Origin of the sequence: Gorillibacterium massiliense (genome assembly GCF_000455485.1) — a bacterium.
Taxonomy (GTDB): Bacteria; Bacillota; Bacilli; order Paenibacillales; family NBRC-103111; genus Gorillibacterium; species Gorillibacterium massiliense.
The window spans coordinates 14,111-35,512 of sequence record NZ_CBQR020000078.1; the positions used below are offsets into that span (position 1 = coordinate 14,111).

A 21,402-nucleotide genomic window follows, 5' to 3' on the forward strand; every position below is an offset into this window, starting at 1 on the left:
CCTTTGGAGACGGCCTCATTTTTCGATCCATTTTACTTATTACGCTTCAACCGATGCGGCTGCGGCCACAAGGGTCTCGCTGCTGGTTTCACCAACCGCCGCTTTCCGCTGCTTGGCGGCCTTGCGGAAGTAGAACAATTCATAGACGCAAGGAATGACGATGAGCGTCAGCACCGTGGCTACCACCAGCCCGCCGATAACGACGATGGCAAGGCTTTGGGAAACGATGCTGCCCATTTCCGCTTTACCGAACAGCAAGGGCAGCATGGCGCATATGGTCGCGATAGCCGTCATCAAGATCGGACGCATGCGCACCGATGCGGCTTCGATCAACGCCTCGCGGATCGGCATCTTCTCTTCGTTATGCCTTACCCGGTCGATGAGCACGATGGCGTTGGTGACGACGATGCCGATGAGCATCAAGGCTCCGAAAGCTGCCGTATAATCGGGTGTAATTCCGGCGATGATGAGGCCGACGACGGAACCGATAGCCGCCAGGGGCAGCGACAGGATGATGGCGAATGGCGCGCGGAAGGTCTTGAAGGTAACCACCAGAATCAGGAACACCAGTCCGATGGAAACTAGCGCCGTCGTGTACAGATCGGAGAAGTTATCGGATTGCTCCGCCGAGGCGCCGCCGATGACCAGGTCGGTATTCGCCGGCAGCGTGATCTTATCCATCTCCTTCTTGATATCCGCGGCTACCACGGAAAGCTTCTTCGCATCGGCCGAAGCCGTGATCCGCACGTATGGTTTGGCATCCTTGTGATATAGGAGACTGGGCTCGTCGACTTTGACGATTTGGGCTACTTGGGACACGGGAACTACGCCCGCCGCCGTACTTACCGTCAGCTTATTCAAGTCGCCGACACTTGCCGGAGTGATCAACGGCTCCAAATTAACGGCTACATCCTTACCCCCGTCGGTGATTTTCCCAAGGGGGATCGAATTCATCATCCCCTGCAATTGCGCCCCGATCTCTTGGGCGTTGCCGGCTTCCGGCTTCACCTTTACGTTATAAACAGGTTTTGTCTCTTCCATGTTGCTGGTTACTTTGGTGACACCTTCGATGGCAGCGATCTTCTTCATGGCATCCGCAGCCGTGCCATCAATAGCCTTGGCGTCCTCACCAACGATGTCGACGGTGACGGAGGTGGTGCCGCCGCCCATCAGATTCATGGCGCTCACGGTAAATTCGGCATCCGGAAATTGATCCTTTTGCTTTTTGACTTTCTCGATGAATGCCTTGCCGTCCTTACCGTCTTTCAGAACCATGATGTAATCGACCAGCGTCGGGGAGACGACGTTGCCCCATGCCGCCGAATCGGAACTGTTGCCGTTTTGCATAAACGTATACTTCGATTCCGGCTGGTCAATGAGATAAGCCTCCAGCTTCTTCCCTTCGTCCAGCACTTTGCTGATCGGCGTATCGCTGGGGAAATTAAGCGAAGCGCTGATCAAGGAGTAATCGGAGGAATCGATGGCTCCTTTTGGCATGGCCATATAGCTAGCGATCGAACCGAAGAAGAGCAGCGTCGCGACAACGAGCGGAACCCATTTATGCTTCAAGTTCCAGCCCAAGATGCCGGCGAAGCGGGCGCTCCCGCGGTGCTCTTTGGTCCGGGTACGGCGCAGCAGCAAAGAGCTGAGCAAAGGCACGACGGTCAATGCTACAATCAAAGAAGCGAGCAACGAGTAGGTCACCGTCAGAGCGAAAGGCAGCAGGAACGCCTGCAAGGAGCCTTTCAAGAGACCGATTGGCAGGAATACCGCCACGGTCGTGATCGTCGAAGACGTAATCGCGGAAGAAACTTCCCGAGTAGCGTCGATGATAAGCCCGGCGCTGAAGGATTCTTTTTGCAGCCTGCGGTAGATATTCTCGATGACGACGATACTGTCGTCCACCAGCCGGCCGACTGCGACAGCCACGCCGCCCAAGGTAATGATATTGAGAGTAACGCCGGACAGGTTCAACAGGTAAAGCGTAATCCCAAGAGAAAGAGGGATGGAAACGATGGTAATCAGCGTCGTCCGGATATTGCGCAAGAACAGGAGAATGACGATCGTGGCGAACAGCGCACCCATCAAGACCTCCCGCATCATGCTGTTCACGGAATGAACGACCATGTCCGTGGTGCTGAAGAAGACATCCAGTTTCACTTTGCCTTCATAATCCTTGTTGATCCGGTCAACGGTCTTTTTTACTTCCTTGCCGACCTTGACGGAGTTGGCATTCGCCTCTTTGGTGATGTCTACCACCAAGCTCTCTTTGCCGTTCAGACGCGTAACGCTCTCCTGACCCGCCGATAACTTAACCTGGGCCACGTCCGCCAGCTTCACTCCGGGTGCGACGGGAAGATTGCGTAGGGCATCGATGCCTTCCACGCTGGAACTGACCTTCAAATTGGCCATTGCTCCGTCGATGGCTTTCTCCCCGACGGTAAGGGAGCTGTCTTTTCCTTGCAAAAGGCCCATCAGCACTTGTGGAGCGATGCCCTTCTGCGCCAACTTGGACGTATCCGCGGCCACCGAGATACCGGGAACTGCTTTTCCGAAGATGAGCGCGCTGCCGACGCCGTCTATTTTATTCAACTCGTAGGATATCGTTTTCCCCAATGATTCCCGTTCCGTATCCGACAGACCGTCGGCATACACCACCGAAAGCTCGGACACTGGGATCATGCTCGTATTCAATTGGAGCACGTATGGTTTTATGACGCCTTGAGGGAGCTGCACCTGGCCGACGGCTTCCTGTACATCCGCCTTTGCCTGCTTCATATCTGTCTTCGATTCAAAAAAGAGATTGATCTGGGCGTATCCGTCTCCCGATTCAGACAGCATTTCCTTCTTGCCTTTGATGGCGCCTAAGGCGCTTTCCAACGGTGTGGATACCTCCCGCTCCATGCTTCGGGCATCATAACCCGGGCCGATGGCGGTAACCGTTACCTGGGGATTATCCGCAGACGGCAACAGCTCCATGGGCAGTTGAAAATAACTCAAAATCCCTACTGCCAAAGCCATGATGACTAGTAAGCCCACCGCCGCTTTGTTTTTGAAGCCCCACTTCGTAAACAAACTCATTTTCCCACTCCTCCTGATTTCACCTGGTTTCTCTCTTCTTGCTGTATGTTGGCTTGCCTTATGCACTTTGCGATCAACAACCGGGCGATTCCTCTCATGACGATAAGACGCTCAATCTTCACTGTTTGTTCATCTTGACTCAGTTTAGCCTGATCCAGAAAAATCCAAAACGGACCGAAGACGGTTAAAAAACTGGACTTTAGTCGGGCAAAATCTGGCAATGTCATTTCCGCCTCTACCGCCATATGCTGAACATAAAGAGGTGGAACCATGAATTATTTGGATATGTTAACCAAACTGGGAGAGGCAAGTGCCCATCCCGGCGGTTTCAAGGCAACGGCAGCATTATTGAAAAAAAGACGGCTCCCCAAAGGGAGCCACGTGCTGGAGGTCGGCTGCGGCGCCGGCCGCACCGCCTGCTTTTTGGCCCGACAGGGTTATCAGGTAACAGCGGTGGATCAAAGTGCGGATATGCTGGAGAAGGCACAGCGTCGCGCAGCCAAAGCAGGCCTTGATATCCGCTTTCTCAAAGCGGATGCGGAATCGCTGCCTTTTGACAACGAAAGCTTTGATATGGTGTTCGTTGAATCGGTGACGGTGTTTACGAAGGCCGATATTTCGCTGGGCGAATATTGGCGCGTGCTTAAGAAGGACGGCAGGCTGTACGACCGGGAAATCGTTCTTTTCGGCAATCCGGGGGAGAAGGCGCGCCGCAGGATCCAGCGTTTCTATGGAATCCGCACCCTCCTGCCCCTTCCCGAATGGATCAAACTGTTGAAATCAAACCGGTATGCCGGATCGAAGACCGTCGTGGTCAAACGAACCATTCCTTTTATCACCGAGCTGGACCAGCAACGGGAATCTGACCCAGGCTCCATCCTGGACCCGGAACTGCTGCAGATCGCAGTAAAGAACTACAGGATGCTTGTCCGTTATCGGAAACATCTTGGTTATGCCGTGTTTACGGGAAAAAAAGAGGACGCATCCAGATAAGCCTGCTGAAAATGAACCCGGCCGCCTGCTTTTTCCTTACATCCTCCTGACAAAAATCTGCTATAATAGGATGACTATTTTTTTGGAGGTGGCCGGAATGGTTCATATCATCTATGATCTGGAAATGACTGTTTGCCGTAAGAAAACCCACATCTCCGAAACCATCGAGATCGGCGCCGTCAAGGTTCTCGAGCAAAATGGAAAAATGGAGATTATCGATACATTTCAATCCTTTATTCGCCCAAAACTTCAGGTGCTCTCCCGGGCAACCGTCGAATTCACCGGAATCACCCAAGCTGATGTAGACGGCGCGGAAGCCTTTGATAAAGTAATGGAACGCTTTCTGCAGTGGATCGGAGAGACAGAGGATTATTACCTTTGCTCCTGGGGACCTGACGATAAGCTCCAGTTGACCCGAGATTGCCGGGCTCATCAAATGACGATGGAGTGGATCCGCAATCACAACAATTTGCAGAAGCATTTGAACAAACTGCGCAAGCAGGAAAAGCATCAGCAAATGGGGCTTAAAGCGGCGCTGGACTGGCTGGAAATTCCCTTTTCCGGATCGCAGCACCGGGCTCTCGATGACGCGCTGAACACAGCGAAAATTTTCCTCAGACTGGCTGACGACATGGAACTGGAGAAAAACGAATTCGACTCCGAAACCGGTGAAGGCGAAGAAGTCGTATACAAAACGGGAAGCTTCAGCAATAATCCATTTGAAAAATTAGCAGGAATGATGGGCAACGAACCTTTCGCGGGATGAGGCGAAGGTTCTTTTTTTTTCGCAAAAAAGCCCCGGCCGCCCTGCGAATTCGCATTTGGACCGGAGCTTTCACGCTGCTTCTCTTTTTTTCGTAATTCTTATTGATCTTCCCCACTAGCCTGACGCTGCCCTCTGCGGACTAGGTGTAAAAAGGTCCCCGTCGACGTGACGACAAGATCGCCCTTATCGTTTTCGATCTCACAGCTCACTTGCAGCACTTCCCGGGCAACGTTTACGAGCCGCGATTTAGCGATGAGCCGCTTGCCGGTTCCAGCATTGTGATAATTGACGTGCATGTCGATGGTGACAAACCGCGCCCGCCGGCCCATATCTTCCCTATGTTCCAGCATCCAGGCCATGGCCATGTCGGCAAGAGCCGCCGTAACTCCGCCATAGACGATGCGCAGCGGATTCAACAGCTCGGGCACGATGGGCATAGAGCAGACGAAAACGTCCGGGTCGTCGCTCTCCTCTTTTACAATGTCTAAAAAATTCCCGAAAAACGGGTATTTGTTCACCTTCATATCGTCTAGCGCTCTCAATACATTTTCCACGGGACGCAGTTCGCGCTCTGATAGCGCGCCGATACGATCCAGCAATTCGTTCCGTTCCATCCTTATCCTCACCTGCGGTATCGTGATTTTTTGAAGGAAGCCATTTGTTTATCTTACCCCAAACGCTTCCCGTGCACAATAAAACCGCCCTGCCGAACGCCGCTCTGGGCGTCCAGACAAGACGGTTTTGGACCAATATGCCGCGTTCTGCGACAGTTGGTCATTTTACCATTCCTTGACGACGACTTGGAAAGATTTCGTGCTGCTGGCGCTGCCGTTGACCAAGACGGCTGTGAGCGTAATCACCGCATCACCGCTGCCGTCCTTCGGCCGCACAACCGTTTTGCCGTTGTTTGAGATGACGCTTGCGTTCGAGGACAGCCAATAGATGGTGGACCCGTTGGCCCCCTTAACCGGCAGCGTCAGCGCGCCTGTTACCCAAACAGCCGAATCCGTACCGGTATAGCCAATAACGAGTGCGGCCGTGTCGGCAGCGATTTTTTGGGCGTCCGTGAGCAAATTCTGTTTTACGGTAAGAATAAACGTCGTTTGATCTACCGCATTGTTATATCTAATAAAAGCGATAAGTGCGACTTGCGTATCACCTGATCCTGCTGCTGGCCGCACGAGCACTTTGCCGTCGTTGGACAGGACCGCCGGATTGCTCGATGTCCAGGTGATGGTCGATCCATTGGCGCCTTTTGCAGGAAGAGTATCCAAAGGCATCGTCACGGAGCCGGCATTGTCGTTGCCGCCAAAGCCAATTTTCAGCGCCGCCTTATCCGCAGCCACCCGTGTCTGATCCGACTGTTGCTGCTTGATAGTTAACTCGAACGTTTTAACATCCGATGCGCTGCCGTATTGGATCAGTGCAAGCAGCGTCACTTTCATGTCTGCCGCTATCGGCCTTATAAGCACTTTGCCGTCGTTTGAGAGAATAGACGGATAACTTGAGGTCCAAGTGATGATGGACCCGTTCGCGCCTTTTACGGGAAGCGCGTCCACAGGCACCGTCACGGAACCGGCGTTGTCGTTGCCGCCAAAGTCGATGGCAAGTGCCGCCTTATCTGCCGCCACCCGTGCTTGATCGGAGACTTGCTGTTTAACGGTTAGCTCGAACGTTCTGATATCCGATGCGCTGCCGTATTGGATAAGAGCAAGCAACGTTACTTTCACGTCTGTCGATGCCGGTCTCACAAGCACTTTACCGTCATTTGAGAGAACGGCTGGATTGCTCGACGTCCAGGTGATAGTCGACCCGTTAGCCCCTTTTGCGGGGAGAACATCCAAAGGCACCGTCACGGAGCTGGCTTTGTCATTACCGCCAAAGTCGATGGCTAGCGCTTGCTTATCCGACGCCACACGGGCCTGATCCGACTGCAGCGGTTTAACGGTGAGCTCAAAGGTTTTGACATCCGAAGCGCTGCCGTACTGGATCAAGGCAAGTAGCGTCACTTTCATCTCTGCCGTTGCCGGCCGCACAAGCACTTTGCCGTCGTTTGAGAGAATGGCAGGATTGCTCGACGTCCAGGTGATGGTCGATCCGTTCGCCCCTTTTACGGGGAGAGCATCCAGAGGCACCGTCACGGAGCCGGCTTTATCGTTGCCGCCAAAGTCGATGGCTAGCGCTTGCTTATCTGCCGCCACCCTTGCCTGGTCCGTCGTTTGCTGGGAGGAAAGCTGCTTCACTGTCAGTTCGAATGCTTTCTTCGTCGTGACGTCGCCGTATTTGATCACGGCAGTTAATGTCACTTTTACATCGCCAGCCGATGGCCGAACCAATGTCTTTCCGTCATTGGACAAAACCGCCGGTTTGTTTGACGTCCACGTAATCGTCGAACCACGTTTCCCCTTTGTGGGCAGTCCGTCTAAAGGTACCGTTACAGACGACGCTTTATCCTTGCCGCCGAAATCGATCTTCAGGTCCGCTTTGTCCAGTGACACGATCCATTGATAGTATTTTTTCTCTTTTTCCCGGTATTCCTTGTCATTCTTTCCGTGTTTCTCTTTCTCATGTGCAAGGGACATTCCTGCGAGATGACTTGGCATATTGCCAGCCATCGTCGCACTTCCTTGGGCCGGGTGCGCGAAAGCCGCTGCAGGCAAAGCTGACGTTACCAAAAGCATTCCGGCAGCCATCCAGGTTATCGCTTTCTTCCTCATCTCCTTCATCCTTTCCCCACTGTATTCGATTCTATAAACGAAACAAAGCTGACAATTGTTTCACCCATATGCCGTGACATTTGCCCCGTCTATATGCACCTATAGCAATCGGAAGGATATTCCATTTTAAGGGGATACGTTTACATATTTCTGAAAAAAGTTTTCCGGTTCAAATCCAATTCCACGGAAGTCGCATGGATCAGGCTTTCTTCCGCTGCTGACAGCACAGCAAAACTACACGGAAGCCAAAGGTATTCCCACCAGCCGTACGCAACAAACAGGGGAGCCGCAAATAAAAAAACGCCAGTCAGCTTGTTTCCCCACGTATGCAAACTCGCCGGCTCCCCGTATTTGGATGCGGAAAACGCCAGATTCACGCCGCGGATCGCGGCAGCGGCAACAGCCATGAAAATGAACGCGTTCCCGCTAACAGGAAGCTTGGATAAAACGTAGACGACGATCAGGGCGCAGAATAACCCGTCGGCTGCAGAGTCCAACCGGGCGCCGAAAGCACTCGCGGTTTTCGTTTTTCGCGCTACAAAGCCATCCAGAACATCGCTCAGCCCGCACAGCAAATAAACGGCAACAAAGAGCGGTGTAAATCGGAACGAAAGCAACAAGACCGGTATGAAGGCGATTCGGGTTACAGATATCCAATTGGCGGCATGCTTCACAATACGGCCTCCCTTTGCAGCAATTAAAAAAAGCCCTGCCGCTAGTTGTTTCTTATGCGGTGGGCTGGTTGAGTACTATTACTTTTTAGAACAGCAGGTCGATGAAGTCGCTTGCTTCTATATTGCCAAAATAACGCTTGATGTCCGTATCCTTCAGCGCCTGTGTGACGGCTTCGCGGTCATACCGCACACCCTTGAGGGTTTCTTCCACATCGCTGACATCCCCGAGTCCGAAGAAGTCGCCGTAAATGTTGGCGCTCTCGATGAGCCCGCCGGCAATCTGCAGCCGAACGTCGAAGGTACCGGAAGCAAGCCGGCGCGTCGCCCTAAAATTGGACTCCGGCGATTTTCCGTAGTTCCAATCCCAGTTGGCGTACCGTTCTTTGGAAAGCTCGTGGATTCCGTCCCAATCTTCCGGCGTAAGCCGATATTGCTGGACTTCTTGGCCGTCAAAGATCGATTCCAGGACAAATTGTTTGAATTCTTCAATGGTCATGGGCTTGTCCAAAAATTCGGAGATATTCGCCACCCGGCTGCGGATGGATTTGATGCCCTTGGATTTGATTTTCTCCGGATTGACCTTGAGCGCCGCGTTGACATCTTCCATATGGGAATCGAACAGCAGGGTGCCGTGGCTGAACATCCGGCCTTTATGACTGAATTGAGCATTGCCGGATATTTTTCGCTCGCCCACTTGAATATCGTTGCGGCCCGACAGTTCCGCCTCCACACCCAATTTGCGCAAAGCATTGATCACCGGTTCGGTGAATTTTTGGAAGTTGTGAAAGGAGTTTCCGTCATCCCTGGTAATAAAGCTGAAATTCAGATTGCCCAGGTCGTGATAAACCGCCCCTCCGCCGGACAAGCGGCGAACGACGTGAATCCCGTGCTCCTGTACATATTCGTAGTTGATTTCTTCCATCGTGTTTTGGTTTTTGCCGATAATAATCGAGGGTGCGTTGATGTAAAACAATAAGTAATCATTCTCGATTGGCAGATTTCTTAAAGCATATTCTTCAATCGCCAAGTTGATTTGCGCGTCTGTAATGCCTTCGTTGTCGATGAACAGCATGGGGCTCCCTCTCTTTTCCAAAAGGTTTCTAGTCTTAACATTCACCTTACCATGCTGGAAAAAGGGAAGCAAGGGCACTGCCCTCCCTTGACCCTTGTGCATTAAGTACGTCCACCTAGAAGCCGTAAATCGTCATGCCGCCGTCGACCATCAGCGTTTGCCCCGTTACATAATTGGCCGCATCGGAAGCGAGGAACACGACGGGACCGACCAGCTCCTCCAGCGCCCCAATTCGTCCCAGCGGGGTTCTGGCCAAGATCTCGCCCACATATTCCTCGTTTGCGAGAAGCTTTTCCGTCAGTGGGGTACGGAAGTACCAGGGGCCGACGGCATTGACGAGTACGCCGTATTTTCCCCATTCCAGTGCGAGGATTTTGGTCATCTGAATGATTGCAGCCTTCGTTGCCCCGTAGACGACACCCGTCCGCAGAGCGACATGACCTCCAACCGAGGAAACGTTGATAATTCGCCCTGCGCCTGCCTCCTTCATGATGCGTCCGCAGGTTTGGCTCATTAGAAAAACGGATTTCAAATTCGTCTGAATGATCGTATTCCATTGCTCGTCCGTCACCTCAAGAGCGGGGGTACGGATATTCATTCCGGCATTATTGACCAGAATATCGATGTTGCCCGCCAGTCCGCGGACTTCTTCAACAGCCGATTCCACCTCTTCACGCTGAGTGACATCGACGCGGAGCGGATAAGCTTTTTTGCCGATTTTCCGCACTTCTGCGGCGACTTCCTCTAGATCGCTTTGGGTACGGGCAAACAAAGCTACATCGGCGCCTGCTTCAGCCAATCCTATAGCCAGAGCTCTGCCGATCCCTCTTCCCGCTCCAGTGACGATAGCTGTTTTTCCTTCAACGCTAAACGATGGCAAGTACATAAACCTTACTCCTCTCTAATGGTCCGAAGTATATACTTCCTAACCTGAAATAACCTTCATATGAAGTAAAAAAACCGCCCATGCGGACGGTTTCGGGAAAGCCGGGACGGAAAAACTTACGCCTTTTTGGTCGCTTCTTCTGCTTTAACAAAGCTTTCCTTAGGCGCGCCGCATTTCTCGCACGTATTCGGGCGGCAACGTCCTTCTTTCGTTTCGCCGCATGCACTGCATTTCCAAACCGCCATCTTCGACACCTCCGCATAGTCGGCCTTCCAGCTTATAAAAAGCTGCTGCCATCCTATACTCGTTCTCGAAGAAAACGCCGAAATCCTCTCCTGCAACTTCGAGTATTTTGTGAACGGCTAGAGTGGGAAAGCTCCTTCAACCCGCAATCCGTTTTCTCCGCCTATCGCTTATGGCAAAGGGCAGGTACATCAGAACAAAGAGCACGATGGCCGTCCCTTCCAGCGAAAGCAGGTACCAAGGATAAGGACCCAAAACATCCAAAAGCGAAGGCGTATCCGGCTTGCCGGCAAGAAACATATAATTGCCGCCTGTCCACTTATTGACGCCCAGATCGATGACCAGCATCACGTTAAGAAAGCCCATCGTGATCGGAATGGACTTCCAGGTCGGCCGGTACTTCTCCACCCATACCATATAAAGTACGGATAAAATGATCGCAATATGGGCGGCAAAAAACTCCAGAAAGCGGTAATGGGGAAAGGCATACCCTACCGCAGGGGTAAGCATCGCTTGCATCGCTCCACCGATACCGGTAAAGTAAACGATCTGAAAGAGCCAGTAACTGCGGGTCAAAAGCATGAAAAAACACATATAGAGCGAAAGGCTGCAAAGCTCAAGAGGCAAGCTATCCTTCACGTCATACATGTTCTGCCAAACATACCACAGATTAAGAGACAGCTCCGAGAGGCCCAACACCCCCGCAAGACCATACCGCACCCATCGGGAGCCCCCGCCTTCACGCAGCCCTTTACGCCAAATAAACAGCGCAGCCGTCAAGAAAACAAAGATTAGGAGCACCACCCAATGGGAGGTTGAGTAAGCGACAAACCACGCCGGATCGTCTGCGGCAAAGTATCGGTTCATCGGGTCAGCGGTAGCCATTCCAGCACCCGCTGGATCTTCATGTCCCAATATTCCCAGTTATGGGTTCCCGGCTCCTCTTCATAGACGAGGTCCAGATTCAGGCTACGGGCGTGCTTGAGGAAATGCTGATTGTCTTCATAGAGAAAATCTTCGGTTCCGCAGCATTGAAAAAGCTTCGGTTTCGCACCTTCGCGCCGTGCCACTTCCTCCGCCAGATGGAACAAATCGTTTGGCCCTCCGGAGAATACTTCTTCGCTTCCGAAAATATTGAGCCATTCCTTAGGGGAGAGGGGACTATCTATGCGAAAATGCTGCAGCATGTCTACCGCGCCGGATAGGCTCGCACCCGCGGCAAAACGGTCCGGGTGGGAAAGTGCCAGCTTGAAGGCGCCATAACCGCCCATGGACAAGCCAGCCGTGAAATTGTCCTCTCTCGCCTCCGACAGCGGGAAGAAGGAACGGGCAATAGCTGGCAGTTCCTCGCTGATGAAGGTCCAATACCGCAAACCGTTTTCCATATCGGCATAGAAGCTGCGGCCGACGGCGGGCATAACGACGGCGATGCCCAGTTCGGAAACATACCGCTCGATCGAAGTTCTTCTCAGCCATATCGAATGATCATCCGACAGCCCATGGAGCAGGTACAGCGTCGGAAGCTTTTCTTTTGTTCTTACGGAATCCATGCCGATTTGCCCCGTGGTCGTTTGCGGCAGAATGACATACATCGAGCTGGATAAGCCCAGCGCTTCCGAGAAAAAATCGCAATGAATCAATGCCATTAACGTTTCTCTCCTTAAAAGATCATGTTTTTCTCCCGCAGCGTCAACCGGCGTGCCGGGATGTCGAGCATGATTTTGCCATCCTTCAAGCCCCAGATGCGGGTGGCAAAGCGCTCCGCCAACTCCAACTGCTGCATGGCACAAATGACGATGATTTTTTCCTTTTCGGCGATTTTCCGAAAATCCTGCATGATCCGCTCCACCGATTGGGGATCAAGCCCTTTTACGGGATCATCGGCGCATATCATCTTCGCCTCCTGAACGAGAGCCTTGGCTAAAGCGACCCGCTGCTTCTCGCCGCCGCTCAACTTTTCCACTTTGGCATCCCCTTTGTCCAAGAGGCCTACCTTCTCCAGAAAATCCGAGGCGAGGAAATGCTCGTCCATGGAGCTGCGCCGCGTGATTTTTCGCCAGATCGGCATGTGCTGCCAGCGGGCGCCTAATACGTTGCGGACAGCCGTTTTATTCGGATTGATGTTGGGGTTCTCCTCCAGGAAAGCCCAGCGGCTCTTGACCCGAAACTTCTCCCACAGATTCGCCTTCAGCAAATCCTTTCCTTCGTAAACGAACTCGCCTTGATCCCAAGAATCTTTCAAGGTCAGGCAGCGAAGCAGCGTTGTTTTCCCGCTGCCGCTTGCGCCGACCAAGGCGATAAACTCACCCGGATCAGCTTGAAAGCTGATCCCTGACAAGATGGATTTGCCTTCATGCGATTTGCTCATGTTGCGAACAATCATGATTTCACACTCTCCTGTAGCTGACTAGTGATCAACCTTTTTAAGCTTTTGAACCGTTCGAACCTTTTGAAATGATATCCGCCGCAATCAGCTTGCCGTGATGACGGCCGGTTTCGATAAAGATTTCATTCGCACGACTGCCTGCGGCAACGACTCCCGCGATATACAGATTCGGCACAGCGCTTTCCATCGTGTCCGACTGATAGATCGGGCCGCCGGTTTCCGGATTAAGGGTTACGCCCGCTGCCAGCAGCAGCGACCGGTCCGGCTGAAAGCCCGTCAGAGCCAATACCGCATCGTTTTCCAACCGCATCTCTCCGCCAGGGCCGGTGATGACGACTTCGTCTTCCCTAACCTCTGTCAGTTGGGAGGACAACAGCAGGCGGATTTTTCCTTTGGCCACCATGCTTTCAAAAAGCGGCCGGGTCCAAGCTTTTACATGGGAGGACAAAACGTCGCGGCGATAGACAACCGTTACGTCCGCCCCTCCCCGCGCAAGCTCCAGAGCTGCATCAACCGCTGAATTGTTGCCGCCGACGATGATCACCTTCTGCCCGGCATAAGGGTGCGCTTCCCGGTAGTAATGGGACACTTTGTCCAGCTCTTCGCCGGGAATGCCCAGCATATTGGGATTGTCGAAGTATCCGGTGGCGATGACCACAGCTTTCGATCCGTACTCCTTTTTCCTGCCGCTGCGGTCCGAAGTCGAGATGATAAATGGCCCGTTTTCCTGCCGGTCGATGGCCTTTACCGTCTCGTAAGTACGAATGCGCAGCTCATGCCGTTCCGCCACAGTCCGATAGTACGTAAGCCCTTCCAGCCGTGTCGGTTTTTCATTTGGCGTTACAAAAGGTACGCCGCCGATTTCCAGCAGCTCCGGTGTGCTGTGAAAGATAAGGTAAGTGGGGTAGCGGTATATAGAATGGACGATCGAGCCCTTTTCGATAATAAGCGGGTCAAAGCCCGCATTTTTCAGCTCAACTGCCGCCGACAAACCGCAAGGTCCTGCTCCGATAATGATCACTTGTTCCATGTTGTCAGTCTCTCCTTGAATGCTTCTATCCGGTTTCATTATACTATACCATTGCCCGGATTTGGGAAAAGCATAAGGAAAAACCGGCTCGCCCTCCTCGCAAAGGGCTGCCGGTTAGTTCACTCATTTATAAAACCTTGCTGAGAAAATCCTTCGTACGGGGATGCTTCGGGTTGCCGAAGAGTTCTTCCGGCGTACCTTGCTCCACAATGGTGCCGCCATCCATAAAGATGATGCGGTCGCCAACCTCACGGGCGAAGCCCATTTCATGGGTTACCACAACCATGGTCATGCCGGCTTTGGCCAGATTCTTCATGACGTCGAGCACTTCCCCGACCATTTCCGGGTCAAGAGCCGATGTCGGCTCGTCGAAGAGCATGACATCCGGCGACATGGCCAAGGCACGGGCGATGGCGATGCGCTGTTTTTGGCCGCCGGACAGCTGGTTCGGATAGCTCTGAGCTTTTTCCTCCAACCCGACCATTTTCAACAGGCGCATGGCGTTTTGCTCTGCATCCGCCTTGTTTTGTTTTAGCACATGGTTAGGAGAAAGGGTCAGATTGGCCATGACGTTCAAATGGGGAAACAGGTTGAACTGCTGGAACACCATGCCCATTTTCTGCCGCAGCTTGTTGATATCCTGCTTCGGATCGGTGATGCGGTAGCCTTCAAAAATTACATCACCCTGCGTCGGTACTTCCAACAGGTTCAGACAGCGGAGAAACGTGCTCTTGCCGGAGCCGCTGGGGCCGATGACCACGACCACTTCGCCTTTTGCTATCTTCAAGTCTATCCCATTCAACACGTTCAGCTTGCCAAAAGCTTTGTGTAGGCCGTTAACCTCGATCACTGGTCGCGAGCCTCCTCTCGAATTTGCTCAGCAGCCTGGACAAGGTAAAGGTAAGGATAAAGTAGACAAGGGCTGCGCTGATGAGCGGTTCAAATGCTTGATACGTAGCGGCCTTGACCACATTCGTATTGTACATTAGCTCGTGAATACCAATGACACTGACGATGGAGGATTCCTTGATCACCACGACAAACTCGTTGCCGAGGGCCGGAAGGATATTCTTCACCGCCTGCGGCAAAATGACGAGACGCATCGCAAGGGATTTTTTCATCCCGAGGGATCGGGCGGCTTCCATTTGCCCCCGGTCGATATTCTCGATGCCGGCGCGGAAAATCTCTGCGATATAAGCGGCACTGTTGATCGACAAAGCGATAATCCCCGCGGTAAACTCCGGCAGATCAAAAGGCGTAATCTGAGGAATTCCATAGAAGATAATGAAGACTTGAACCAACAGCGGCGTTCCTCTGATAAATTCAACATAAGCGGTGCCAAGCCATTTTAGCGGCTTGACCGATGACATTTTCATTAGGGCGATAAGCATACCGAGGATAGTCCCGAAGACGACGGTAAAAAAGCTTAAGTAAATCGTGATGCCCGCGCCTCGTTCGAAATAGCCCCAAAACTCAGGTAAAAATGAAAAATCCATTAGCTCTCACCTTACTTTTCCATCAGGTTCGAAGCATCAACGAAGAAAGCATCGATCTTTTTCTCGGCGGCCAGCTTGTCGATGGCGCTGTCCAACGCTTTTACCAAGCTCGGGTTTTTCTTATGCACAGCGATGGCGGATCCGCCTACGTCGTCATTTGGTTTAGCATCCGCGATAACCAATTCCGGGTTCTTGGAAACATAGACTTGAGCAACAGGCAATTCTACAATCAGCGCATCCACTTTTTTGGATTTCAACTGCAGCATCAGATCGCCTACCGAAGCGATAGCGGTAATTTTGGCGTCTTTCACTTGGGTTTTCGCGATTTCCTCTTGAGTCGTTCCCAGCTGTACGCCTACTTTTTTGCCATCCAGATCGGACATTTGCTTGTAGCTGTCTTTGTCTTCGCTGCGGATGACAACGCCTTGCTGAGCTTGATAATAGATCTTGGAGAAATCAACGCTCTTCTTGCGTTTTTCGTCCGGCGTCATCCCTGCGATAACCATGTCCACTTTTCCGGCTTGCAAAGCAGCCAACAAACCGTCGAACGCCATATCCTTGATTTCCAGTTGAACGCCAAGCTCATCCGCAATGGCTTGGGCGATGGAGATGTCCATGCCGACAATTTGGTCTTTTCCGTCGATTTGCTTGTGGAATTCGTAAGGCGGATATTCGGCGTTCGTGCCGATTACCAGCTTGCCGCTCTTCTTGATGTCGTCCATTTTTGCATCGGTTTTGCCGCAACCTGCCAATACCGTTGTTATAGCCATGACAAGTGCCAGCAGCACTACTACTCTTTTCATGAATCTTGCCCCCCATTTATTCTTGAAAAAGCATCAGGTTGTTTTCAACATGAGCTATTATATATAATCTACTATAGGAATAGCAATGATTCCTAACCATTGTTCACTGAATTTTTATACATGGATTGGTATATTTTCGCTATTCCGTAACGATTTCGCAAAATTACTCGTAAAGCTCTATCCACATACTTACAATATTTATAAAACCAATCACTGCAATTGAAACGTTATACAATTTATTTCTGTTTAAAAAGGAGCTGCAAAAACGTTGAAAAACAAGATTATTGAAGCAATTGAAGCTCACTCAGGCGTCATAACCGAAACCGCGAAATTCATTGGATCGCATCCTGAATTAGGAAATGAAGAATTTCTCGCTTCTTCACGGCTTATTGATGAATTTACAAAATTTGGATTCCATATTGAAAAAGAACCGCTGCGGATTCCTACCGCGTTTATCGCCTCTTATGCATCATCCAAGCCGGGTCCCGTCATTGCCTTCCTATGCGAGTACGACGCACTGCCTGAATTGGGCCACGCCTGCGGCCACCATCTAATCGCAGCGATGGGACTTGCTGCCGCTGTCGGTCTCAAGGCAGTCATAGACGAAATCGGCGGAACGATTCGGGTATACGGCACACCTGCGGAGGAAACGGAGGGTGCCAAAGTACTTATGGCGGATGCCGGAATGTTTGACGACGTCGATGCCGCAATGATGGCGCATCCCTACCATTCTCACGTAAAATCGGGAACCTCACTGGCTATGGATGCCCTGCAATTCGACTTTCACGGCAAAGCCGCCCACGCCGCCGCTAGTCCGCATGAGGGAATCAACGCACTGGATGGCATTATTCAGTTGTTCAATGCCGTGAGCGCCCTGCGCCAGCAACTGCCCAGCCACGTCCGCATCCACGGTATTGTCGCAAATGGCGGCAAAGCGCCTAATATTATTCCCGACTATGCCTCAGCACAGTTCTACGTCCGTTCCGCTAATCGCCCTTTCACCAATGAGACTGTGCAAAAGGTGCTGCGCTGCGCAGAAGGAGCCGCGCTGCAAACCGGCTGCCGGATGGAGTCGTTTCATTATCAGCTCTCCTACGATGAGCTAATCACCAACAGCGCCCTTTCGGAGCTATTTACACAAAGCCTGGAATATCTGGGCGTCTCATCGGGTGCGATTCAGGAGCCCCGCAAAGACAGCGGCTCTCTCGATCTCGGCAACGTATCCCGCCGCTGTCCCGCCGTACATCCGTATGTAAAAGTCGCGGATGGAGATTATTCCCTGCACACGCCGGAATTTCGCGATGCGGCGATGCTGCCGAAAGCTTTTGACGGCATGCTGCTGGGTGCCAAAGCCCTCGCCCTATCTGCTTATGAAGTCATGACCCGTCCGGATTTGATGCAGCGTATCAAAGACGAGTTCGCTTGGTCCCTTCAAAATCCCCAGGAATAAACGAGCATGAAAAAAGGCTTCTGTTCCAACGATTCAGTCGATGGGAACAGAAGCCTTTTCATTTTTGGTGATATTGATTTTAGATTTTGAAAACAGCCAAGCTTTGCTTCAAAGATGTCGACAACCGTTCCAGATTTTCAGCGAGATTGGTCAGCGCTTCGCTGACGCCAAGCTGCTCCGTACTAAGCGATGCCACCTCTTCGGAAGTAGCAGAAGATTCTTCAGAGACCGCGCTGACATTGCTCATCGAAGTGGTCAGCTCCCGCTGGGTGATCTCCAGTTTGCCTACGGATTCGGATACTTCCGACAACTGCAGCTCAAAGCCGTGCATGCTATTTTGCACCTGGCGGAAAATGGCGTCGACGGCGGAAACGGATTGAATCTGTTCTTGGAAGATCGGATAGGCTTCAGAGAGAACAAGAACGGTTTCGTCGATTTCCTTCTGGATCGTTTCGGTAATTTCCCCGACATAGCCGATATTCTCTTTCGATTGCTCTGCCAGCTTGCGAATTTCGTCGGCTACGACCATAAACCCTTTGCCTGCCGTTCCGGCACGTGCTGCTTCAATGGCTGCATTCAACGACAGAATGTTCGTCTGTTTCGTTTGATTGATGAGCAAATCGAGAATCTTCCGAATGGAAACGGTGCTTTGCTTAAGGTGTTCCACCTTATCCACCATGGAACGAGTCATCTCTTCGGTTGACGAGGTTTTCGTCGTCAAATCGGCCATGGTCAAGGAACCTTGCTTGCTGGCTTGCTGTACAACAGTTGCCGCTTCCTTCATTTCCAGGTTGGCTTCCACTACCCCATGCATCCGGGTGCCAATTTCATGAGTCAAATGGTTGCCTTTCTCTGCCTCCAACGCCAAGCTGGAAGCGCCTCCCGCAATTTCCTCCGTAGCGACGGCGATCTCCCGCGCCGAAGTTGTTGTTTGCTTGGAAGCTTTAAGCAACTGGGCGGAAGTATCCAAAACCTCGGTAGCAGATTGAGTCGTTTGCTCAACCAGCTTTGTGATCTGTTCCATCATCTGATTGAAGCTTATGCCAACCTGTCCAATTTCGTCTTTCGATTTAAACGAAGTGCGGATCGTTAAATTTCCTTTAGCCCCTTCTTGCATCCGGCTGCGAAGATTCCTTAGCGGTCTGCCGATCATGTAAGCAACAAATATTCCGACAACCACCGCCACCAGAATGGCTACCAATGTACTTATAATGGTAATATTTTTAATTTTCGCGGTTTCCTTTGTCAATTCGGAGACGGAAGCTGTTGCAACAACCGTCCATCCGCTCTTCGACATCTTTTTATAAACATTTAAGCGCTCGCTGCCGCTGGAGCTATCTTTGCTTGCAACTGCCCCTTCCAGACTTGCATCTTTATCTTTGATCTTGATATCAGAGACTTTGCCTACATTCTCGGCGTTCCCCGAACGAATGATTTGATCCTGATCATTCAGAATCAGCACATCTCCGCTATCCCCCATTGAGAGTCCCTGAAGATAGGATTTTTCGATGTAGCTGAGGGGAATCTCATAAATGACAACGGCATTGCCTGTTGAACCAAGGGTATTTTTCAGGAGTCTGCCCATAGCTAGGAATTTACCGGTCTTGGAACTGCCGGCTAGATAGCCGCCATCCTTGGATTCAAGCCATACGACCTTTCCATCCGCGTCCATGATCCTCTTATACCAATCTTGCTCCTTATAACTGTCATCTGGCTTTACAGAGTTTACTGGGTCCCCGTTGGACAAAATCAAATCCGCCGTCGAAATCCCATTTTGTCCGCCTACTGTATAAGAGAGCATCTTGTCCTGAATATCCTTCGTAGCCGTAAAACGGTCGAAGGTTTCAGTTTGCGGATCTTGTACCGTGACGAGCTTCTCGGAAAAATCTTTATCCGTCAGGAGCTGCAAGCTCAAATCCTCGTAGAAACGGAAAGCCAGCTCCAGCTTGTTCGCCAACTGATCGACCGTTTGGCTCGTCGTTTCCGAAACCTTATCCGCGATAATCTTTTTGGATTGGTTGTAGGAGGACAACCCGACAACTAGAACGAGTCCGACCATAAATAAAAAAATGATGAGAAACAGCTTCATGCCTACAGAACGCAGCGGATTCATACTAAAACCGCTGGAACTCATCGACTCGATGCTCGGCATAATCGACTTGCTTTTGACCTTCCCCTGCTTTGAAAGCGCATTCTTTGAATTCCGCACTGATCTACTCATTGTGCCACCGTCCTGAAAATAAATTAGTCACCGTTCCCGAAATTCCTCATAAAGAGACAAAGAAAAGCACCTTTTGACAACCTGGAATAACGTCTGACTATGGGGTCAAAAAGGCACATTGGATATTCTGTTACCCCTTCTTCCGTTGAACGTCGTCAGCTACGTGAGTGAGACTCATTCTATCTAAAGAATTAGATTCGACAGGTCTTTTTTATTTCCTTTTCGTTAAGAAATAAAAAAACCCGCTTTCGCGGGTGATTTACAATTTTTTACAATATTTCACAAATTATTCATCTTTCATCTGATTGTCTCTATCTATTTGCACCGATACGTTTGCGCATCATATCGAATTCATGCAAGGGTTGATCAACGGCAAACCTGACTTTCTGCAGCGGATGCCTTGCCGCGTCGAGGGTATTGCCTTTTTCATCCTGTAGGGCGCCAACGGTTTGTTTGAAGAACGTTCCGCCGGGACCGAAAAACTCCACTTCCTGGCCGGGTTTGAAATGGTTCCTCTGCTGGATCGTGGCAATTCCCGTCAACGGGTCATACCCCGTCACCAAACCGGCAAAATCATAAGGTGCCAATTTGTCTTCCGCGCCATAAATATGGTCCTCGTGCCCAGGCTCGTCAAAATAAAAGCCGGTATTAAGCGGCCGGTTCGCCGCCTTATGGATTTCCTCCAGCAGCCGCGGGTTAAGCTTGTAGCCTTCCGGATCGCGCAAATAAGCGTCAATCGCTTGCCGGTACGCTCCGGTAACCGTCGACACATAGTGGATGCTCTTCATTCGTCCTTCGATTTTGTAAGCTGTCAATGCCCGCTTCGATCAACTGAGGAATGTGCTCGATCATGCACAGGTCCTTCGCTCCCACTGGCAAAAGGATCCTCCTCATGTTGTCCGTAAAGATGAGCATCCTCTTCCGAAAACAAATCGTACTTCCAACGGCACGATTGGCAGCAGCCGCCCCGATTGGAATCCCGATCTGTAAAGTGGTTGGACAGTACGCAGCGACCGGACCAGGAACTACACATGGCACCGTGCACGAAGGTTTCGATCTCGATGTCCACCCTGCTTTTGATCTCTCGAATATCGGCTAATGATGCTTCCCGGCCAAGAACGACCCGGTCCACGCCTTCATCCTTCCAATATTGCACCGCCCGCCAGTTTACGGTGGACTGCTGGGTGCTGAGGTGCACCTCCAGCTTCGGCGCCGCTTTTTTGCAGGTTTCGATGATGATGGGGTCGGCTACGATAATGGCGGCTACTCCAGCGTCCTGCAACGAGCGCATATAGTTGGCGATGCCGGCAATGTCTTCGTTATGCGCGATGATATTCGCAGCCACAAACACTTTTGCGCCGTACCGGGAGGCAAATTCAACCCCTTCCCGCATCTCGTCGAAGGTGAAATTGTCGGCACCCGAGCGAAGACCGTATTTTTGTCCCCCGATGTATACCGCATCGGCGCCGTAGCGCACGGCGAATTTAAGCTTCTCCAGACTGCCGGCAGGAGCCAACAGCTCGGTTTGTCTTGTTTTCTTATCTATGATTGTTTGCATTTGTTCATTCATATTCACACTCATGG

19 protein-coding genes and 1 pseudogene are annotated in these 21,402 nt (G+C 51.5%); 3 read left to right on the forward strand and 17 right to left on the reverse strand.

The features are described 5' to 3' along the window. Positions 1–39: 39 nt before the first annotated feature. Together TJ79_RS09195 and TJ79_RS09200 are read right to left on the reverse strand one after the other, a co-directional pair. Complete coding sequence (locus TJ79_RS09195; RefSeq protein ID WP_040950010.1) at positions 40–3,081, reverse strand: efflux RND transporter permease subunit; 3,042 nt, start codon at positions 3,079–3,081, stop codon at positions 40–42. After that, positions 3,078–3,326 carry a hypothetical protein gene (locus TJ79_RS09200; RefSeq protein WP_238322914.1) on the reverse strand — a complete coding sequence of 83 codons (249 nt, stop codon included), beginning with the start codon at positions 3,324–3,326 and terminating at the stop codon, positions 3,078–3,080. Before TJ79_RS09200 ends, TJ79_RS09195 begins: the two co-directional genes overlap by 4 nt. Before the next feature lie 25 nt (positions 3,327–3,351). Between TJ79_RS09200 and TJ79_RS09205 the strand changes: the two genes are divergently transcribed. Together TJ79_RS09205 and TJ79_RS09210 are read left to right on the forward strand one after the other, a co-directional pair. Beyond that, positions 3,352–4,074, forward strand: a complete 723-nt coding sequence (locus TJ79_RS09205; protein ID WP_040950012.1) for a class I SAM-dependent methyltransferase — start codon at positions 3,352–3,354, stop codon at positions 4,072–4,074. 97 nt (positions 4,075–4,171) lie between these two features. After that, the gene (locus TJ79_RS09210; RefSeq protein WP_040950013.1) at positions 4,172–4,840 is read left to right on the forward strand and encodes a 3'-5' exonuclease; all 669 of its coding nucleotides are present in this window, start codon (positions 4,172–4,174) and stop codon (positions 4,838–4,840) included. A 98-nt stretch (positions 4,841–4,938) separates the two neighbouring features. On the opposite strand, the gene TJ79_RS09215 is transcribed toward TJ79_RS09210, so the two are convergent. From TJ79_RS09215 to TJ79_RS09270, 13 genes are all read right to left on the reverse strand, one after another. After that, positions 4,939–5,454, reverse strand: a complete 516-nt coding sequence (locus TJ79_RS09215; protein ID WP_040950014.1) for a PaaI family thioesterase — start codon at positions 5,452–5,454, stop codon at positions 4,939–4,941. 165 nt (positions 5,455–5,619) lie between these two features. Then, a complete protein-coding gene (locus TJ79_RS09220) occupies positions 5,620–7,557 on the reverse strand; it encodes an immunoglobulin-like domain-containing protein (RefSeq protein WP_040950015.1) in 1,938 nt (645 codons plus the stop codon). Between the two features lie 140 nt (positions 7,558–7,697). Then, positions 7,698–8,231: a CDP-alcohol phosphatidyltransferase family protein gene (locus TJ79_RS09225; RefSeq protein WP_202903309.1), complete on the reverse strand. Its 534-nt coding sequence runs from the start codon at positions 8,229–8,231 to the stop codon at positions 7,698–7,700. A gap of 85 nt (positions 8,232–8,316) precedes the next feature. Beyond that, positions 8,317–9,303 carry a lipoate--protein ligase gene (locus TJ79_RS09230; protein ID WP_040950017.1) on the reverse strand — a complete coding sequence of 329 codons (987 nt, stop codon included), beginning with the start codon at positions 9,301–9,303 and terminating at the stop codon, positions 8,317–8,319. A gap of 115 nt (positions 9,304–9,418) precedes the next feature. Then, positions 9,419–10,189 carry an SDR family NAD(P)-dependent oxidoreductase gene (locus TJ79_RS09235; protein ID WP_040950018.1) on the reverse strand — a complete coding sequence of 257 codons (771 nt, stop codon included), beginning with the start codon at positions 10,187–10,189 and terminating at the stop codon, positions 9,419–9,421. A 116-nt stretch (positions 10,190–10,305) separates the two neighbouring features. Then, positions 10,306–10,434 carry an RCKP-type rubredoxin-like domain-containing protein gene (locus TJ79_RS28425; RefSeq protein WP_272944742.1) on the reverse strand — a complete coding sequence of 43 codons (129 nt, stop codon included), beginning with the start codon at positions 10,432–10,434 and terminating at the stop codon, positions 10,306–10,308. Positions 10,435–10,570: 136 nt separating this feature from the next. Beyond that, positions 10,571–11,317 carry a YwaF family protein gene (locus TJ79_RS09240; RefSeq protein WP_238322915.1) on the reverse strand — a complete coding sequence of 249 codons (747 nt, stop codon included), beginning with the start codon at positions 11,315–11,317 and terminating at the stop codon, positions 10,571–10,573. Continuing rightward, positions 11,296–12,078, reverse strand: a complete 783-nt coding sequence (locus TJ79_RS09245; protein ID WP_040950019.1) for an alpha/beta hydrolase — start codon at positions 12,076–12,078, stop codon at positions 11,296–11,298. The genes TJ79_RS09240 and TJ79_RS09245 overlap by 22 nt, the downstream gene beginning before the upstream one ends. Before the next feature lie 14 nt (positions 12,079–12,092). Further along, complete coding sequence (locus TJ79_RS09250; protein ID WP_337588936.1) at positions 12,093–12,815, reverse strand: phosphonate ABC transporter ATP-binding protein; 723 nt, start codon at positions 12,813–12,815, stop codon at positions 12,093–12,095. 40 nt (positions 12,816–12,855) lie between these two features. Then, positions 12,856–13,848: a YpdA family putative bacillithiol disulfide reductase gene (locus tag TJ79_RS09255; RefSeq protein WP_040950021.1), complete on the reverse strand. Its 993-nt coding sequence runs from the start codon at positions 13,846–13,848 to the stop codon at positions 12,856–12,858. A gap of 127 nt (positions 13,849–13,975) precedes the next feature. Beyond that, the gene (locus TJ79_RS09260; protein WP_040950022.1) at positions 13,976–14,698 is read right to left on the reverse strand and encodes an amino acid ABC transporter ATP-binding protein; all 723 of its coding nucleotides are present in this window, start codon (positions 14,696–14,698) and stop codon (positions 13,976–13,978) included. Then, positions 14,685–15,344, reverse strand: coding sequence for an amino acid ABC transporter permease (locus TJ79_RS09265; RefSeq protein WP_040950023.1), 660 nt, complete (start codon positions 15,342–15,344; stop codon positions 14,685–14,687). Before TJ79_RS09265 ends, TJ79_RS09260 begins: the two co-directional genes overlap by 14 nt. A gap of 11 nt (positions 15,345–15,355) precedes the next feature. Continuing rightward, positions 15,356–16,147 carry a transporter substrate-binding domain-containing protein gene (locus TJ79_RS09270; RefSeq protein ID WP_040950024.1) on the reverse strand — a complete coding sequence of 264 codons (792 nt, stop codon included), beginning with the start codon at positions 16,145–16,147 and terminating at the stop codon, positions 15,356–15,358. Positions 16,148–16,415: 268 nt separating this feature from the next. On the opposite strand from TJ79_RS09270, the gene TJ79_RS09275 reads away from it, so the two are divergent. After that, positions 16,416–17,597: a M20 family metallopeptidase gene (locus TJ79_RS09275; protein ID WP_040950025.1), complete on the forward strand. Its 1,182-nt coding sequence runs from the start codon at positions 16,416–16,418 to the stop codon at positions 17,595–17,597. 79 nt (positions 17,598–17,676) lie between these two features. Here TJ79_RS09275 and TJ79_RS09280 read toward each other — a convergent pair whose 3' ends face one another. Together TJ79_RS09280 and TJ79_RS28430 are read right to left on the reverse strand one after the other, a co-directional pair. Next, a complete protein-coding gene (locus tag TJ79_RS09280) occupies positions 17,677–19,818 on the reverse strand; it encodes a methyl-accepting chemotaxis protein (protein WP_238322917.1) in 2,142 nt (713 codons plus the stop codon). Between the two features lie 311 nt (positions 19,819–20,129). Further along, a pseudogene (locus TJ79_RS28430) lies at positions 20,130–21,400 on the reverse strand (peptidase U32 family protein). Positions 21,401–21,402 lie beyond the last annotated feature (2 nt).

Bases quoted from the DNA above. Each gene is read 5' to 3' on its own strand.
- TJ79_RS09270 (WP_040950024.1), bottom strand. From the start codon at position 16,147: ATGAAAAGAGTAGTAGTGCTGCTGGCACTTGTCATGGCTATAACAACG.
- TJ79_RS28425 (WP_272944742.1), bottom strand. From the start codon at position 10,434: ATGGCGGTTTGGAAATGCAGTGCATGCGGCGAAACGAAAGAAGGACGT.
- TJ79_RS09255 (WP_040950021.1), bottom strand. From the start codon at position 13,848: ATGGAACAAGTGATCATTATCGGAGCAGGACCTTGCGGTTTGTCGGCG.
- TJ79_RS09250 (WP_337588936.1), bottom strand. From the start codon at position 12,815: ATGATTGTTCGCAACATGAGCAAATCGCATGAAGGCAAATCCATCTTG.
- TJ79_RS09205 (WP_040950012.1), top strand. From the start codon at position 3,352: ATGAATTATTTGGATATGTTAACCAAACTGGGAGAGGCAAGTGCCCAT.
- TJ79_RS09215 (WP_040950014.1), bottom strand. From the start codon at position 5,454: ATGGAACGGAACGAATTGCTGGATCGTATCGGCGCGCTATCAGAGCGC.
- TJ79_RS09200 (WP_238322914.1), bottom strand. From the start codon at position 3,326: ATGGCGGTAGAGGCGGAAATGACATTGCCAGATTTTGCCCGACTAAAG.
- TJ79_RS09220 (WP_040950015.1), bottom strand. From the start codon at position 7,557: ATGAGGAAGAAAGCGATAACCTGGATGGCTGCCGGAATGCTTTTGGTA.
- TJ79_RS09265 (WP_040950023.1), bottom strand. From the start codon at position 15,344: ATGGATTTTTCATTTTTACCTGAGTTTTGGGGCTATTTCGAACGAGGC.
- TJ79_RS09195 (WP_040950010.1), bottom strand. From the start codon at position 3,081: ATGAGTTTGTTTACGAAGTGGGGCTTCAAAAACAAAGCGGCGGTGGGC.
- TJ79_RS09280 (WP_238322917.1), bottom strand. From the start codon at position 19,818: ATGAGTAGATCAGTGCGGAATTCAAAGAATGCGCTTTCAAAGCAGGGG.
- TJ79_RS09230 (WP_040950017.1), bottom strand. From the start codon at position 9,303: ATGCTGTTCATCGACAACGAAGGCATTACAGACGCGCAAATCAACTTG.
- TJ79_RS09245 (WP_040950019.1), bottom strand. From the start codon at position 12,078: ATGGCATTGATTCATTGCGATTTTTTCTCGGAAGCGCTGGGCTTATCC.
- TJ79_RS09210 (WP_040950013.1), top strand. From the start codon at position 4,172: ATGGTTCATATCATCTATGATCTGGAAATGACTGTTTGCCGTAAGAAA.
- TJ79_RS09240 (WP_238322915.1), bottom strand. From the start codon at position 11,317: ATGGCTACCGCTGACCCGATGAACCGATACTTTGCCGCAGACGATCCG.
- TJ79_RS09235 (WP_040950018.1), bottom strand. From the start codon at position 10,189: ATGTACTTGCCATCGTTTAGCGTTGAAGGAAAAACAGCTATCGTCACT.